The following is a 16,445-nucleotide window of genomic DNA, read 5'->3' as shown; positions in this document are numbered from 1 at the left end:
CCCGAGGCATCGGAAGATCGCTTGCTGCAGTTCACGGCCGCATGTCACACGAACCAGATCACCGCCGACAATCTCTCCGCCGTTCATCTGAACGAGGAGACTCTGACATTGACGATGCTCGGCAAAGGGCCATTGACGAGTCCGGCCCAGGTGGACCTCAGCGTGCCGCCGCCGCAGCCGGAACAGGCGATCGGGCAGATCCAGCAATTCGATCAGCAGCAGTCGCAGATGCTCGAGTCGTTCCGGGAGCAGAACATGCAGCTTAGCCAGGCGATGTCGCGCTAAGCGAACCCAGAACTGCCACTTTTCCCGGGAAAGCTGTGTACGAACGAACCATGTGTCGGGTACGCCATCGGCGTTGTGTGATGTGGTGGGTTTTCGCTAGCACCCTTCGCCGACAGGGTCGGCTCCCACCTTAGAGAAAAGCTGGGCGGTCGCACGGGGGTAAACTGTGTCTTTACCCGGGATGGCGGCATGCTTGACGTCACTGGATTGGTGAAGACCGTGCCCGGTGGGCGGACGCTCTTCGAGGGGCTCGATTTGTCGTTGGCCCGCGGGGAATTCGTCGCCGTGACGGGGGAGTCCGGTGCGGGAAAGTCCACGTTGTTGAACCTGGTTGCCGGGCTGGATTCGCCGGATGCGGGGAGCGTGCGTATCGATGGAATCGATATCGCCGGCCTCGACGACGATGGCCGTACCCGGCTCCGGCGTGACCGGATCGGCTTCGTGTTTCAGGCGTTTCATGTCCTGCCGCATCTCGACCTCGCCCACAACGTGGCGCTGCCCCTCGCGTTGCAGGGGCATGACGCGCATGCGTCGCTCGTCGCGGCGGAGGCGATGCTCGCTTCCGTGGGTCTTGGCGGGCGTGGCGACGCCTATCCACGAGAGCTTTCGGGCGGCGAACTCCAGCGTGTCGCCGTGGCCCGCGCGCTCGTCCACCGGCCCGGCCTCATCCTGGCCGATGAGCCCACCGGCAACCTCGATCCCGACACGGCGGCGCGCACGCTCGCCTTGTTCGTCGACCAGGTGCGCGATGCCGGCGCCGCCGTCTTGTTGGTGACCCATTCGGCGGTGGCGGCTTCCGCCGCCGACCGGACACTCGTGCTTTCACCGACGGGGCTCGTCGAACGTGGCTAGGGGGGCGTCCTTGTCTGTCGCTAGCCGCTGGCTCCTATGGAGCGAGTGGCGCGCGTACCCGGGGAGGGCGGTTGCCGCGGTGTTCGCGATCGCGCTGGGCGTCGCACTAGGGTTTGCCGTGCACCTGGTCAACGCATCGGCACTGGGGGAGTTCGACAAGGCCGTGCATGCGGTGAGCGGGTCGGCGGATCTCAAGGTGCGTTCGGCCAATGCGTTCGGTTTCGATGAGAGGGTCTATCCACAGGTCGCACGCCTGCCGGGTCTGGACGTCTCTCCTGTCGTTGCCCTTTCCGCGCTCGTGGACGGCAAGACCCCGGTTTCGCTGGAAGGCGTCGACGTCTTGCGCGCCGGCGGAATGGGGCAGGGTGTCTCCAACGGCGCGACGGAAGGATTCGCCGATTTCCTATCGGGCCGTTCGGTCTATCTATCAACGGCGGCGCTTTCGGCGGCGGGGCGCAAGGCAGGCGATGCGATTACGCTCAGTGCGAACGGTCACGCGATCCAGGTTCGCATCGCCGGTAGCCTTCCTTCGAGCGAAAGCCGGAACGTGGCGACGATGGATATCGCCGCCGCCCAGTGGCGATTCGGCATGCTCGGCCGTCTCCAGCGCATGGACATCCAGCTCGCGCCCGGCGTCGGCGTCGCCGGGGCCATGCGCGCGATCCGCGCGGTATTGCCACCCGACGCCATCGTGGCGGATATCGCCAGCGAAGCGGCGCGTAACGACGGACTTTCGGCCGCCTATCGGGTGAACCTCGACATGTTGGCGCTCATCGCGCTGCTGACCGGTGGCTTTCTCGTTTACTCCGCGCAATCACTGTCGGTGGCGAGGCGGCGCGCGCAGTTCGCGTTGCTGCGCGTCCTGGGAATGCGGCGCAAGAAGGTGTTGGGACAGGTGCTGACCGAGGCCATGGTGCTGGGTGTGATCGGAGCGGGCAGTGGGGTCGTGCTCGGGCTTGGCCTGGCGTCGCTCGCGCTGAACCTGTTGGGTGGCGACCTTGGTGGCGGTTATTTCCACGGCAATGCGCCGCAACTCGTCTTCGCGCCCTGGGCGGCGGCGATCTTCGGGTTGCTCGGCATCGGCGCGGCGGTACTCGGCAGCATGGTTCCCGCCCTGGCGGCCTCGCGCATCCTCCCGGCCCTGGCGATCAAGAACGTTGGCGACGCCGTCGATCCACGCGTTCGTGCGCGTCCATGGCGAGCGGTCGCATGCCTGGCGGGAGCGCTCCTGGCGTCGCTGCTGCCTTCGGTGGCTGGGATCGCGTTGTTCGGCTACGTGGCGATGGCGCTGTTGCTGGCCGGTGGCGTGATGCTCATGCCCTGGCTCGCCCGTGCGCTCGTTTCCCCGTTGCGGCATGTGCCCCTTCGCAACGTCCCGTTCCGGCTCGCCACCGCACGTCTTTGGGGCGCTCCGTCGCAGGCATCCGTCGCGTTGGCGGGTATCGTGGCGTCCACCGCGTTGACCGTGGCGATGGCGGTGATGGTCACCAGTTTTCGTGGTTCGGTGGAGCGGTGGTTGGGCGACGTGTTGCAGGCGGATGTCTATTTGCTCGCCGATGGCGGAAGTGGAGGGTTCGACGCCGCGACGCTGGAACGCATGCGCAGGGTACCGGGTGTGGCGTGGTTGGGGGTGCTTAAAGAGACGCCGCTTCAGTTCGATGCGCGGCGTCCTGCCGTTACGCTTCTTGCGCGCACCTTGACCGGCCCCGGGGGCCACCTCGCGTTGATGGGGTCTCAGGTAACCGTTCCTGCCGGCGCGATCCCGGTGTGGGTTTCCGAACCCGCGTCGCGGATCTACCACTGGAAGCCGGGCGACACGCTGACGTTGCCGTTACCGGCTTCGCCGCAAGCCACCGTGGCCGGCGTGTGGCGCGACTACGCCCGCCAGCATGGTGCGATCGTCATGGATGAGGGCACCTATACCCGCCTCACCGGCGACCGCAGGCGCACGGGCGTATCGGTCCTTCTCGGTCCCGGCGCCAACATCGATGCGGTCGGTGCGGCACTGCGGTCAGCCGTCGGCCCCGGCGGCCCCGGTGTCACCGTGAGCCGTCCGCAGGATATCCGCCGGCAGGCGCTGCAAGCCTTCGATCGCAGTTTCCTCATCACCTATCTGCTCGAAGGTATCGCTGTTTGCGTGGGTCTGGCGGGCGTCGCGGCGACCATCGGTGCGCAGGTGCTTTCGCGCATACGGGAGTTCGGCATGCTGCGTCATGTGGGCGCGTTGCGCGGCGATCTGGTGCGCATGTTGCTCATCGAGGGGGCGCTGCTGGGACTGGTGGGTGGCGTCGCCGGTGTCGCGCTCGGCGTGGCCATGAGCCAGGTATTGATCCACGTCGTGAATCCGCAATCGTTCCACTGGACGATGGATACCTTGTTGCCATGGCCCCTGCTTGGCTGGGTCATCGCCGGGCTGGCGGTGGCGACGTCCGGCACGGCCCTGGTCGTGGGGCGGAGCGTCCTTTCCGCCGATGCCGTGCGCGCGGTGCGGGAGGATTGGTGATGCGCTTGCTTCGTCTTGTCGTGCTGTCGTTGCTGGGGTTCGCGGCGTGTGGATGGGCCGACGATCGCGTCACCTACGCACCGGTGCCCGTGGATGCCCCGGTTGTGTTGCCGCGCGACCACGGTGCGCATCCCGGTTTCAAGACCGAGTGGTGGTACGTCACCGGATGGCTGCAAACGAAGGGCGGCCCCGTTGGTTTCCAGCTGACGTTCTTCCGTTCGCGCCTTCCCTTCGACGATGGCAATCCGAGCCGCTTCGCGGCCAGGCAGGTCATCGTGGGGCACGTTGCGCTTGCAGATCCCAAGGTGGGACATCTCGAACATGGGCAGCGGCTTGCGCGCGAAGGTTTCGGGTTGGCGGAAGCGGCGACGGGGGACACCGATGTCGTGCTCGACGACTGGCGTCTCGTGCGTAACAAGGATGGCAGCTTCACCGCCCGTGCCGGTACGACCGGCTTCGCCCTGGACTTGCAATTGAATCCCACCCAGGCAGCCCTGCTGCAAGGCGACCGTGGCTATAGCCGCAAGGGCCCCGGGCAGGGCGAGGCGAGCGCGTATTTCAGCATGCCGCACCTGGCCGTCACGGGACGCTTGACGCGCGGCGCGCATACCGAAGCGATCCGCGGTGAAGCGTGGCTCGACCGCGAGTGGTCGTCGAGCCTGCTCAATCCGCGCTCGGTGGGCTGGGATTGGGCGGGCCTGAACATGGACGATGGAAGCGCCGTGACGGTATTCCGCGTGCGCGATGCACAAGGTCATCCGGTCTGGGCGGGCGGCAGCGTGCGCGCGGCGGACGGTGCGCTCACCATTCTCGGCCCCGGGGACGTGGCATTCGCAACTCGCCGCCGTTGGCGTTCGCCACGCACGGGTGCGGACTATCCGGTCGAGACCACGGTGTCGGTCACTACCCCGGCCGGTACGAAGCGTTTCGAGCTCCGCCCCTTGATGGACGACCAGGAGTTGGATACGCGGCGCACCGGTGGGCCGGTCTATTGGGAGGGCGCCGTGGAGGTGGAGGGAGGAAGGGGCTACCTCGAGCTGGTCGGGTACGGCGGCAAGGTCAGCCTTTAAACCAAACGCACCGGACCGGCATCCCCTTCGGACTTGGCCACGTCATGGCCAGCCGGATCAAGGGAACCCCATGCGAATCAGACGGTGCGTTTCGAAGGCCGCCGCGTTACTGGCGGCGCTGCTGTTCGTCCTTTCCGCATCCGCCGCGGAAAAACCGCCGTCCCCGACGATATCGTCCATCGATATCACCCACTTCTGGCAGGCCTACGATGCAGCCACCCGCGTGAGCGACCCGTTGGAGCAGCAGGACATCGTGCAGCGCCTGTACATCGACAAGGGTACCACCGGGTTGCGGGCTTTCATGGAAGCGAAGGGTTACACGGTCCAGTCCTATGTGGACGCGATCCGGGCTTATCCGCGTTACTGGGCCTCCATCCGTCCGCATACGCTGCGCGCGCAATCGGCCATCGCGGCATTGCAGCCGGAACTCGTGAAATTGAAGGCGCTTTATCCGGAGTTGCGGCCGGCGTCGGTCTATCTGGCCATCGGCGCCTTGAAGTCGGGCGGCACGACCCAGGGAGACAAGGTGCTTATCGGCGCCGAACTCGCCACGGGCGACGAGACGGTGGATATCGGCGAAATGACGCCGAAGATGCAGGCATGGCTGACCGGCTATTTCCATAGCAGGCCGTTCGACAACATGGTGCTGCTGACAGTCCATGAGTTCGTGCACACGCAGGAGCACGGCACCGCCCGGAATTTGCTGGGTCAGGCGGTTTATGAGGGTGTGGCGGATTTCGTCGCCGAAAAGGTCACGGGCCGGAAGCCGCCGCTTCCCTATGTCGGCTATGGTCCCAGGAACGCGGACGCCATCAAGGCGGCGTTCGTCAAGGACATGAACGGCGAGGACACGAGCGGGTGGCTATACAACGATACCCACAATGCCTTCGGCGTCCGCGACCTTGGCTATTACGTGGGTTATGCGATCTGCGAGGCGTATTACCGGAAGACACCGGACAAGCGGGCCGCGATCCGGCAGATGATCGAACTGGATTTTTCCAGTACGCAAGCCGTTGAGGATTTCGTCGCATCGAGTGGTTATCTTGCCAAGGGAGCTTCAACAGCTCCCTAGGAAGCACCCTCACCCTGCTCGCCGACCAATTCACCACGTCGTTCGGAGGGGAGTCGTCGGATGTTGTTCTCAGAGCGATTCCGCAGGGAGGCGTAGGCCGGACGAGGACTTAGCGAAGAGAACAATATCCGACGACTCCCCCTTCCTCGACCTTCAAGCGTGCAGTAGCGAAATGCCGATTTCCACGATGATGAGCACGACGATGGCGATCTCGAGCAACTCGGCGCGCCGGCTGGATGCTTCGTCGTAGAGCGCCGCATAGGTGTCCCGGACGATGGCGAGCTTGCGGTCGACCGAAGCGCTCAGGGCGGGCACGCGGAACAAGGACAGTGCCGTGCTGTAGACACGCGCGAGGTAGACGTCCTCGGTCACCTGCAATGCGTTGTCGACGCGTTCGGTCAATTCGGTGACCTCGGCGACGAGGGTATAGAGCCGTCGTGCCAGGTGGGCGAAACGGCGCGAAGCGAAAAGGGACGCGGCGGTTCGCGCGTTCTCCACCTGGTCGTACATGCGCGGAAGCTCGTTGTCGAGAAGGATGTCGTAGTAGCGCAGCTCGACCAGCTGGGCATTGGCCACCTCGATGACATCGGCGACATCCGAATCGCTTCGCGGTTCGTAGACGAAGGCGCGATCCCAGTTCAGGACGACGAGGTCGTCGGCGTAATAGGAAAAGTTTCGTGACAGGAGCTCCTTTCGGGAAGCCCTGGAAAGCGGGCGCGTCTCTCCCGAAAGCACTTCCGTCAGGTCGAGGCGCTCCTTCAGGGTCTCCGCGTCCATGGGTTCGTCGAACGCCTGGACGGTCGCGATGAGGTAATCCTCGTCCAGCCGTTCGCCTTCGGCGGGACGGTCCAGGGCGGGACGAATCACCTCGTGCACACGGGCGAGGAGATCGTCCCAGAACGAGGTCCGCGCGGACGGGCCGAACTGAGCGTCGATGGTGGCGACGTCCTTGACGTAATCGGGCCAGGACCGGTCCGTGCATGGTGCGCGAAGCGAGAGCGTCGCCACGCCGAAGTCGTACAAGCGGACCGAGACCGCGGCCCGCACCGGCCCATCCGCCAGGGGGACATGGACCTCCCCGAGCGAAAGCCATAGTGGAGCGACGCCGAAGGCCACGGCCTTGGGTGGCGTGCTCGAAAGATAGGAACGGTTGAACGCGGTATTCGCATGGGCCGTCCACAGGCGCTCCGCCTGCACCAGGTCGATGCTATAGGCGATGTCGACCAATCGCAGGACGGTCAATTCACCGGATGTAACGACGGGATGGGCGGCGGCCATGGCAAGAGCCTCGATCGGGATGCCGGTAGTGTAGGCAGACGATTGTGAAATCCCGACGTTCGACTCGTTACACGTGCCACGCCACGTGCCACGTGCCCCTGTCAGACGGAAGCCGCGATATGCTCGCGAAGCCACACATGCGACGGATCGCGATGGACACGTTCATGCCAGAGCATCACCATCTCGAAACCGGGCACGTCCACGGGTGGCTCGACCACCCGTAGCCCCGGGGCGTGCCTGACCAGGCGCTCCGGCGCCATCGCGACGATGTCGGTGGTCGCCAGTACCGACAGGAGGAAGAGGAAATGGGGTACGGAGAGCACCACGCGCCGGCTCAGTCCCTGTTTGGCCAGCGTTTCATCGGTGATGCCGTGGAAGCCGCCGCCATCGGGTGAAACGATGGCGTGTTCCAGCTTGCCGAACTGGGACAGGGTGGGCCGCCGCTTCAAGGCGGGATGCCCCAGGCGACCGGCAAGCACGTAGCGCTCCGTGAACAATGCGCGCTGATGAAGTTCCGGCGGTGCCATGTCCTTCGTGCGGATGGCCAGGTCGATATCGCCGCGTTCGGCCATGCGGGCGACCCGGTCGGGCGGGATGTCGAGCACGGCCAGGCGTGTGCCGGGTGCCGCGGCGCGCAGGCCTCGCATCGCGGGAATGAGCACCGTCGATTCGCCATAGTCCGCCGCGGACACGCGCCAGGTCTGGTCCGCCAGGGCCGGGTCGAATGGCGCGGTGGGTGCGACCGCGCGCTCGAGCTCGTGAAGCGCTTCCTTCAACGGCCCGCGCAACGCCTCCGCACGTGCGGTAGGCAGCATGCCCCGAGGGCCGGGAAGCAGGAGGGGATCCCCGAAAATGTCCCTGAGCTTTGCCAGGTGCACGCTGACCGAAGGCTGCGAAAGGTGCAGGCGCTCGGCCGCGCGGGTGACGTTGTGCTCGGAAAGGAGGACATCCAGCGTCACCAGCAGGTTGAGGTCGATCCGGCGAAGATTAGTCATGACTATAGCTGTCATTGGATAAATTCATTTTGACTATACCTGACGCGCACCCATCATGGTGCTATACCGATCTTTGGAGCTCGTCATGAAAGTCCTTCTCGTCTATGCCCACCCTGAACCCAGGTCGCTCAACGGTTCGATAAGGGATTTTGTCGTCAAGCGACTCACCGATGCGGGACACGAGGTGCGGGTGTCCGATTTGTACGCAATGGGCTGGAAGCCGGCGTTGGATGCAGCCGATAGCACCGAGTGGAACGAAGACGAACGCTTCGATCCCTCACGTGCCTCGGCACGCGCCTTCGCGAATGGACATCAAAGCGCCGACATAGCCGCCGAGCAGGAAAAGCTCTTGTGGGCGGATACGCTCATCCTGCAATTTCCCCTGTGGTGGTTCTCGATGCCGGCGATCCTGAAAGGATGGGTGGACCGCGTGTATGCGAACGGCTTCGCGTACGGCGTCGGCGAGCATTCGGACCAGCGCTGGGGCAACCGTTACGGCGAGGGCAACCTGTCCGGAAAGCGGGCCATGCTCATCGTCACCACGGGTGGGTGGGAATCGCATTACAGCGCGCGCGGCATCAACGGGCCGATGGACGACGTACTGTTTCCCATCCAGCACGGCATCCTGTATTTCCCCGGCTTCGACGTCGTGCCACCGTTCGTCGTCTACCGGACGAGCAAGGTTGACGAGGAGCGCTTCAAGGCAACGTGCGACGCTTTGGGTGAACGGCTCGACAGCCTGTGGGAGACGCCGCCGATTCCTTTCCTGCCGCAAAATGGCGGTGCTTATGTCATTCCCGACCTCACGTTGAAGGACGAGACCTCGCCCGGAAAGTCGGGTTTCGCCGCGCACGTCATCCATAACGCGGCTTGACCGTCAAACGCGACAGCCACGAGGCGGCGCCGCCCCTCGTTGGCTGTCATTCCCGGTTGCTTACTTTACGAATGCGCACTGCGAGGCTTCTTTGCTCTCACATGGGCTTTCCTGCGCTGAAACAGTTTTCCATTTGTCGGTCAACGTGATTTTCGCCGGGGGTTCCAGGCTCAGGCGAAACCCGCCGGTCTTCCGGAGTTCGCCTTTGTCATCGTCAAACCCGTAGTCGCAAAATACTTGCGTAGAGCCATCGGGAGCCTTGCGGGCGACCGCGCTCAAGAATCGAACCGGCGCCTTGCCGTCTTTGCCTGTTTCAGAGGGATCGCTGCCGGTCCACCGGTTTCCGGCCGCCGAGGTGATGTCGTATTCGCAGCCTTCGTACCCTTCGCAAGCGGTACCTGCCTTTATCGTGATATTCGCCGGACTGGGACAGGCGTCCTGTTGGCCGGCCTGCGCCGCGGCCACCGGCACCGCCAGAAGAAAACACGACGCGAGGGCACTATTCCATGTGCGCATGAGAAGCTCCTTGATGTTGGGTGTGCGCCACGAGTTTCATCCCAAGGGGAGGGCGCTTCAATAGGTCGTCGGTTGTAGGGGTGGGAGGCTGACACGTAATGGCTCTGCCTACCGCGCTTCCCGGACTTCCGTGAACCTTTTTAAAGGCCGCCGGCGCCACGCACGGCGCCCGGCGGGCGACCCGTCACGCGCTTGAACGCACGGCTGAACGCCGCGAGCGACCCGTAGCCCAGCCGGAACGCGACGGACTCGATCGGCTCACGTTCGCGTCCTATCCACTGTGCGGCCAGCCGCATGCGCAGTTCGGTGAGGTAGCGCAGCGGTGTCATGCCCGTGGCCTCCAGGAAACGTTCGGCGAACACCGAGCGTGAACTGCCCATTTCCGCGGCGAGCTCGGCGACGGTCCAGTTCCTCCCTGGATCGCGATGCAAGGCGACGATCGCCTTGCCGAGGCGCGGATCGCGCAAGGCCTGCACCCAGCCGGTGGCGTCACCGCAACCGCATTCGACCCAACCGCGCACGATGATCGCCGAGACGACGTCGGCAAGACGGGCGAGGATGCCGGCGAAGCCCGCCCGCTTCGCACAGGACTCGCGTTCCATCGCATCGAGAATCGGCGGCAGTTCTGGATACTTCTCCAGCAAGGTGCCCACCTGCATCACTTCAGGCATGGCGGCGACCAGTGGCTGCATGCCGCCCAACTCGAATTCCATGCAACCGCTGAAGACCAGCGCACCATCCTCGCGGGTGGCGACGGGGCAGTCAGGGTGGATGTCGTTCACGGTGTCGCACAGGGGCGTGGTGTCGAAACTGGCGATGTCGCGGCAAGCCACGTCGGACGAGGAAAGCAGTGTGTGGGAACTGCCCTGTGGCATGAGCACCGCATCGCCCTTCGAGAGCGGGTACAGCGTGCCGTCACTTGTCCGGAGCAGCACGGGTCCGCGGCCGACGAAGTGGAACTGGGCCCGCCCCGGCGCCGCGTGGAAGGCGATGCCGAACGGGCGGGCGACTTCGATTCGCCGGTACTGCACGCCATTCAGGCGCATGCCGAGCAGCAGTTCGCTGGCGGGATCGGGATCGCGGGTCGGGGCGAGTGTGGCCATGGGACGGACGCAGGATCAAGTATCGAGGATTCAGCATCATATACCGTCCGGCGCCTGAGGCTTAACCTGCCGCTTTCCTTAATGACGGAAGCGACATGAATACCTGTGTGGAAGCCGCCGTCGCGGCACCTGAAGAGATCCAACCCGCCTGGGGCGCGGTCTTCGCCATGACGCTGGGCGTCTTCGGCCTCATCACCGCCGAGTTCCTGCCCGCCAGCCTGCTTACGCCCATGGCGGCCACGCTCGGCGTGACCGAGGGGATGGCCGGGCAGACCGTGACCGCCACCGCGGTGGTGGCCCTGGTGACGAGCCTGGTCATCGCCGTGGTGACGCGCAACATCGACCGGCGTTGGGTGCTGCTGGCTTTCTCCGTGTTGTTGGTCGGGTCGAACCTGCTGGTCGCGTTCGCGCCGAACCTCACCGTGGTGTTGTCGGGCCGCGTGCTGCTCGGGATCGCCATCGGTGGTTTCTGGACGATGTCCGCCGCCACGGCGATGCGGCTGGTGCCGGAAGCGATGGTGCCCCGCGCGCTGTCGATCATCTTCAGTGGTGTCTCGGTCGCCACCGTGGCGGCGGCACCGCTGGGTAGCTACTTCGGCCAGCTGATCGGCTGGCGCAACGTCTTCCTCATCGCCACCGCGATCGGCGTATTCGCCTTCATCTGGCAGCTGTTCACCCTGCCGCGCATGGCGCCGACCGGATCGGCGCGCATGGGAACGCTGGTGGAGGTGATGAAGCGGCCGGCGATGCGCATGGGCATGATCGCGGTGGTACTGGTGTTCACCGGCCACTTCGCTTTCTTCACCTACCTGCGGCCCTTCCTCGAAGTGGTCACCGGTGTCGGCGTCAATGGCTTGTCCGGGATGTTGCTCGGTTTCGGCGTGGCCAACTTCATTGGCACGTCGCTGGCGGGCTTCGTGCTCGAACGAAACCTGCGCATGACCCTGCTGCTCATGCCGTTGGCGATGGGCGGCATGGCCCTCGCGCTCGTCGTGCTTGGCCGCGCGCCCGTGGCCGATGCCATCCTCGTGGCGCTATGGGGCATGGCGTTCGGCGCCGTGCCGGTCGCGTGGACGACGTGGATCACGCGCACCGTGCCCGACGAGGCCGAGAGTGGCGGTGGCCTGATCGTCGCCGCCGTCCAATTGGCCATCACGCTCGGTGCCGCGGTGGGTGGCGTGGTGTTCGATGCCACCGGAGCGAAGGGTGTATTCGTCGGGAGCGGGATCGTCCTGCTGGTCGCCGCGGCGGCGATCGCCACGAAGCTTCATCCGGTCTCGCCCGCGTACGACGACAACAGGGATTTCATCGGCGAGGTCGACGAGGCCTGATCGGCGCGACCCGGCGGTTGACCCTGGGTGATATAGCCGGGGACAATGCGCACCACTTCCCCAAAGACGGGCATACCCATGAAAGACGACCCTGGTCGGTTCGTTTCCCATACGTAGCACCGTCTCCGACGACATCCGGGTGCGGTGAATAACCCTCCGGCTGTCGTTTTCCACACGATAGCCCTCCAGCGCGACCGGCAAGCAAGGCTCCGGTTGCCGAGGTGCAGCATGTCCCGGTTCTTTCTTTTCCTGCTGGCCATGGGGTCGGCGATCATCAGCCTGCCGAGCTTCGCCTCGGGAGGCAGCTATCTCGTCGACGACGCGGCCATCACCCCCGCATCGCATTGCCAGCTCGAAAGCTGGTTGCAGTTCCGTACCACGGCCCGAACCGCGACCACCGTGCCCGCATGCTCCTGGGGCGCCGTGGAGTTCTCCGCGCAACTCACCGGCGGTGTTCACTCGGGGGCGGGAAGCGTGGCGCCCGGCGCGAAGTGGCAAGTGTTCAATGGATCGCGTGTATCGACGGCACTCGATGCCGGTGTGACCGCGCAAGGCGGGCGTGTGCGCGGGTCCATCGCCTATGCGGCCTCCACCGTCCAACTGGACGAGGCAGGGCGTTGGCTGTTCAACGTGAACCTCGGTGCCACGCATCAGCGAGGCGAACCGACGCGGCGCATCCTCGGAGGCGGCATCGAGTTCGCCGCGTCGGCCAGCGCCACCTTGCTTGCCGAGGTGCTGGACACGGCGAGTGAGGGACGGACCTTGCAGGCGGGCGTCCGGTTACCTTTCGGCGACAACAGCATCGATCTCGTGCTGGGCCGTGCCCTCGGCCAGCAAGCCGACCGCTGGATCAACATGGGCCTGAACCTGGCGTTCTGAGACATACTCGCGTTTTGCATCCCGCGCGAACCGTCATGACCATCCACTTCTCCTGCACCATGTGCGGCCGTTGCTGCAACGGCCTTCGTCTGCCCGTGGGTGTCGACGAAGCCATCGCCTGGCTTCGCGGTGGCGGTGACGTGCAGATGTTCTGCGAGGCGATTCCCTGGCCGGAAGATCCCGCCGTCGACAATCTCCCCGCCTGGTACAAGCACCGTCGCTCGTTTTCCGCGACGAGCGGCCAGTTGCCGTTACGTGTGATCGTCTCCTTCATGGCGACGTTCGAAGGCCCATGTCCGAACCTCCAACCCGACCTGCGCTGCGGCATTTACGAGCGCCGCCCACGAGCGTGCCGTGTGTATCCGGCGGAAGTGAACCCGTTCTTCCAGGTCGATCGTGCAGGGAAACTGTGCCCACCCGAGGCCTGGCAAGCCGAGGGAATCTTGCAGAACGACGACGGCGAGTGGAGCGACCCCGAGGTGGCCCAGGCGGTCGTGGGAATGCGCGAGGCCGACGCGCGCGATGCGCGGGTCAAGGCGCGCGTTTGCGCCATGCTGGGTATCGCGATGGGCGGGCTTTCGAACGAAGGTGTGGTCGTGCATGCGCCAGAGCGGGGCCGCTTGTTGGCGGCGCTGGAGTCGGCGCTCGATGCGGACAGTGCCGTCGGTGACACGAACGCCGGCTGGTCCATCGTGAGTAACCGCAAGGCGACGCTCGAGCTCTTGCGGTCGGCGGGGACGGTGTCGTTAGGGGCCTCTGAGGTCGGGTCGGAGGGGATCAGTTACATGGGTTTCGTGGTGGGTGATTCGGAATAGCGACTGCGCGTTCGTTCGGAAACGCACGGCTTGGCCTGGTCACCGTCGTCGCAAGCACCCATCGCCGCTGAAGCGGCTCCCACAAGAGATCGTCGCGGGGAAGAAGCTCTCCGAAGCTCTCCGACGACCCGCCGCACCGTTGGGAGGGGAGGCGTCGGGTGCCGTTCTCTGAGCGATTCCGCAGGGAGGCGAAGGCCGGACGAGGACTTAGCGAACGAGAACGGCACCCGACGACTCCCCTGCCTCAAGGCAAGCAAAACGCGATGGCAAAGCCGAGCCGCGCGCGCTCACCGAGGAATCAGCAGCCGAAAAAAGAGGGCAACGAGCGTAACAGCGAGGACACCGCCCGCGTAGAGCAGGGCAAACCACGCCGCCTGGCGCCATCGGCTGCGGGTGGGCATCAGTGGTAACCCTCGTCGTCGGCTCTCACCTTGCCGCGGAAGACCCAGTAGGCCAGGGTGGTGTAGGCGAGGATGATCGGGATGACGATGGCGGCGCCGACCAGGGTGAACACCTGGCTCGACCGCGGCGCCGAAGCCGTCCAGATGTCGACCGACGGCGGGATGATGTTCGGGAAGATGCTGATGATCAGCCCGGTGTAGCCGAGGAACAGGATCGCCATGGTCAGCAGGAAAGGCGCGCGGTCGGCGCCGCGGCGCACGCAGACCAGGATGCCAATGAGGCAGGCGATCACCAGGATGGGTACCGGCAGGAAGAAGAACAGGTCGGGCAGCGCGAACCAGCGCTTCGCCACGGAATCCTGCCCGGCGATCGTCCAGATGCTCACGATACCGACCGTCGCGCCGAGCGCGAGCGTCAACGGGCGCATCAACACCGCCATGCGGCGCTGCAGTTCGCCTTCGGTCTTCATCAACAACCAGCCGCAGCCCAGCGTCGCATAGGTCACCAGCAGGCCGATGCCGCTGAACAGGTTGAACGGCGAGAACCAGTCGAAGGGTCCGCCGGCGAACTTGCCGTCGCGCACTTCCACGCCTTGCAACAAGGTGCCGAGGATCACGCCCTGGGCGAACGTGGCCACGCCGGAGCCGACGATGAAGGCCAGGTCCCACAGGTGCTGCGTGCGCCGTGCCTTCGCACGGATTTCGAAAGCGACGCCACGGAAGATCAATCCGCAAAGCATGGCGATGATGGGCAGGTAGGTCGCCGGCAGCAGGATGGAATAGGCGAGGGGAAACACGGCGTACAGGCAGGCCCCGCCTAGCACCATCCATGTCTCGTTGCCGTCCCATACCGGCGCCACGGTGTTGAGCATCACCTGGCGTTCGCCCTCGCGGTCGAAGAAGGGAAAGATCAGGCCGATGCCGAGGTCGAAGCCATCCAGCATGACGTACATGAACACGCCGAACGCGATGATGGCCGCCCAGATGACTGGCAAGTCGATATGCATGGCGGTTACTCGTCGATGGAGTCGGTGGGGCGCGACAGCGGGCGATGGTCGAATCGCTCCCTGCCACGGCCGGTGTCGCTGGCTTCGGCATCGGCTTCGTCGTGGGGCAGGTGCGGTCCCTTCGCCATCAGCTTGAGCATGTAGTAGATGCCGGTGCCGAAGACGAGGAAGTACACCATCACGAAGATCATCAGCGAGGTGCCGACCTGGTCCACGGTGATGGACGAGACGGCGTCGCGCGTACGCAACACGCCGTAGACCACCCAAGGCTGGCGGCCGGCCTCGGTGGTCACCCATCCGGCCAGCAGTGCGATCAGGCCCGAGGGTGCCATGAACAGGGCGAAGCGCTGGAACCACCGCGCGTCGTACAGGCGGCCATGGCGCCGCAAGGCGAGTCCGCACACGGCGAGCAGGAGCATCAGCAGCCCCATGCCGACCATGATGCGGAAGCTCCAGAAGACGATGGTCGAATTCGGGCGGTCTTCGGGCGGGAACGACTTCAGGCCCTGGATCTCGCCATCCCAGGTATGCGTCAGGATCACGCTGCCCAGGTGCGGCACCTTGACGGCATAGTGGGTGGTCTCGGCTTCCATGTCGGGCCAGCCGACGAGGTTGAGCGACGTGCCGCCTTTCTCGGTTTCCCACAGCCCCTCGATGGCGGCGATCTTGGCTGGCTGGTGCTCGCGCGTGTTGAGCCCGTGCGCATCGCCCACGGCTACCTGGATCGGTACCACGACCAGCAGCATCCACAGGGCCATCGAGAACGACTTGCGGATGGCGTCGTCCTTTCGTCCGCGAAGGAGGTGCCACGCGCCGCATGCGCCGACGATCACGGCGGCGACGATGAAGGCGGCCAGCGCCATGTGCACGAGGCGATAGGGAAAGGACGGGTTGAAGACGATCTTGAGCCAGTCCGTGGGAACGACCTTGCCGTCGACCAGTTCGAAGCCCTGCGGCGTCTGCATCCAGCTGTTCGAGGAGAGAATCCAGAAGGTCGATATCAGCGTGCCCACCGCGACCATCAGCGTGGCGAAGAAGTGGGCCTTGGGGCCCACCTTCGTCCACCCGAAAAGCATGATGCCGAGGAAGCCCGCTTCGAGGAAGAAGGCCGTCATCACCTCGAAGGCGAGCAGTGGGCCGGTGACCGCACCGGCAACCGCCGAGAAGCCCGACCAGTTGGTGCCGAACTGGTAGCTCATGACGACGCCGGAGACCACGCCCATGGCGAAGCCGACGGCGAACACCTTCGACCAGAAGAAGAACAATTCCTTGTAGACCACCTTGCCGGTCTTCAGCCACAGGCCTTCGAGCACGGCGAGATAGCTCGCCAGCCCGATGCTGATGGCCGGGAAGATGATGTGGAAGGACACCGTGAAGGCGAACTGCCAGCGGGCCAATAGGAGCGCCGTGTCGGATACGTGCATGGGAATCTCCGTCTGGCATCCAGTCTAGGCCGTGGCGCGC

Annotated in this window: 15 protein-coding genes; 9 read left to right on the top strand and 6 right to left on the bottom strand. The window is 65.1% G+C overall.

Going from position 1 to position 16,445, the window contains the following annotated elements; all coding sequences use genetic code 11:
• The 5 genes from AB6730_RS01850 to AB6730_RS01830 form a co-directional block, all read left to right on the top strand.
• A partial coding sequence (locus tag AB6730_RS01850) for a hypothetical protein (protein ID WP_371021966.1) occupies nt 1–285 on the top strand: 285 nt, incomplete at its 5' end.
• Between the two features lie 189 nt (nt 286–474).
• Nucleotides 475–1,137, top strand: coding sequence for an ABC transporter ATP-binding protein (locus AB6730_RS01845; protein WP_371021965.1), 663 nt, complete (start codon nt 475–477; stop codon nt 1,135–1,137).
• 79 nt (nt 1,138–1,216) lie between these two features.
• Complete coding sequence (locus tag AB6730_RS01840; protein WP_371021964.1) at nt 1,217–3,640, top strand: FtsX-like permease family protein; 2,424 nt, start codon at nt 1,217–1,219, stop codon at nt 3,638–3,640.
• Entirely contained in the window at nt 3,640–4,710 is a 1,071-nt protein-coding gene (locus AB6730_RS01835) for a lipocalin-like domain-containing protein (protein ID WP_371021963.1), read from the top strand. Before AB6730_RS01840 ends, AB6730_RS01835 begins: the two co-directional genes overlap by 1 nt.
• A 70-nt stretch (nt 4,711–4,780) precedes the next feature.
• Nucleotides 4,781–5,782, top strand: a complete 1,002-nt coding sequence (locus tag AB6730_RS01830; protein WP_371021962.1) for a hypothetical protein — start codon at nt 4,781–4,783, stop codon at nt 5,780–5,782.
• Between the two features lie 153 nt (nt 5,783–5,935).
• Here the strand turns inward: AB6730_RS01830 and AB6730_RS01825 are convergent, their stop codons facing one another.
• Together AB6730_RS01825 and AB6730_RS01820 are read right to left on the bottom strand one after the other, a co-directional pair.
• A complete protein-coding gene (locus AB6730_RS01825; protein WP_371021961.1) occupies nt 5,936–7,060 on the bottom strand; it encodes a hypothetical protein in 1,125 nt (374 codons plus the stop codon).
• A gap of 101 nt (nt 7,061–7,161) precedes the next feature.
• Nucleotides 7,162–8,055, bottom strand: coding sequence for a LysR family transcriptional regulator (locus AB6730_RS01820; protein WP_371021960.1), 894 nt, complete (start codon nt 8,053–8,055; stop codon nt 7,162–7,164).
• An 85-nt stretch (nt 8,056–8,140) separates the two neighbouring features.
• Between AB6730_RS01820 and AB6730_RS01815 the strand changes: the two genes are divergently transcribed.
• Nucleotides 8,141–8,929 (top strand): NAD(P)H-dependent oxidoreductase, encoded by a 789-nt coding sequence (locus AB6730_RS01815; protein ID WP_371021959.1) that lies wholly within the window; start codon nt 8,141–8,143, stop codon nt 8,927–8,929.
• A gap of 60 nt (nt 8,930–8,989) precedes the next feature.
• Here the strand turns inward: AB6730_RS01815 and AB6730_RS01810 are convergent, their stop codons facing one another.
• Nucleotides 8,990–9,445: a hypothetical protein gene (locus tag AB6730_RS01810; RefSeq protein WP_371021958.1), complete on the bottom strand. Its 456-nt coding sequence runs from the start codon at nt 9,443–9,445 to the stop codon at nt 8,990–8,992.
• A gap of 140 nt (nt 9,446–9,585) precedes the next feature.
• Nucleotides 9,586–10,548, bottom strand: a complete 963-nt coding sequence (locus AB6730_RS01805) for an AraC family transcriptional regulator (RefSeq protein WP_371021957.1) — start codon at nt 10,546–10,548, stop codon at nt 9,586–9,588.
• A gap of 95 nt (nt 10,549–10,643) precedes the next feature.
• On the opposite strand from AB6730_RS01805, the gene AB6730_RS01800 reads away from it, so the two are divergent.
• The 3 genes from AB6730_RS01800 to AB6730_RS01790 all read left to right on the top strand — a co-directional run bounded on the left by AB6730_RS01800 (nt 10,644) and on the right by AB6730_RS01790 (nt 13,573).
• The gene (locus tag AB6730_RS01800; RefSeq protein ID WP_371021956.1) at nt 10,644–11,879 is read left to right on the top strand and encodes an MFS transporter; all 1,236 of its coding nucleotides are present in this window, start codon (nt 10,644–10,646) and stop codon (nt 11,877–11,879) included.
• A gap of 228 nt (nt 11,880–12,107) precedes the next feature.
• Nucleotides 12,108–12,758, top strand: coding sequence for a hypothetical protein (locus AB6730_RS01795; RefSeq protein WP_371021955.1), 651 nt, complete (start codon nt 12,108–12,110; stop codon nt 12,756–12,758).
• A gap of 35 nt (nt 12,759–12,793) precedes the next feature.
• On the top strand, nt 12,794–13,573 hold the full coding sequence (locus tag AB6730_RS01790) for a YkgJ family cysteine cluster protein (protein WP_371021954.1): 780 nt from the start codon (nt 12,794–12,796) through the stop codon (nt 13,571–13,573).
• A gap of 400 nt (nt 13,574–13,973) precedes the next feature.
• Here AB6730_RS01790 and cydB read toward each other — a convergent pair whose 3' ends face one another.
• Nucleotides 13,974–14,981: a cytochrome d ubiquinol oxidase subunit II gene (gene cydB / locus AB6730_RS01785; RefSeq protein ID WP_371021953.1), complete on the bottom strand. Its 1,008-nt coding sequence runs from the start codon at nt 14,979–14,981 to the stop codon at nt 13,974–13,976.
• 5 nt (nt 14,982–14,986) lie between these two features.
• Entirely contained in the window at nt 14,987–16,405 is a 1,419-nt protein-coding gene (locus AB6730_RS01780; protein WP_371021952.1) for a cytochrome ubiquinol oxidase subunit I, read from the bottom strand.
• Nucleotides 16,406–16,445 lie beyond the last annotated feature (40 nt).

Origin of the sequence: Luteibacter sp. RCC_6_2 (assembly GCF_041360655.1) — a bacterium.
Taxonomy (GTDB): domain Bacteria; phylum Pseudomonadota; class Gammaproteobacteria; order Xanthomonadales; family Rhodanobacteraceae; genus Luteibacter.
The sequence above is the reverse complement of the archived record's forward strand: the minus strand, read 5'-3'. Positions and strand labels throughout refer to the sequence as shown.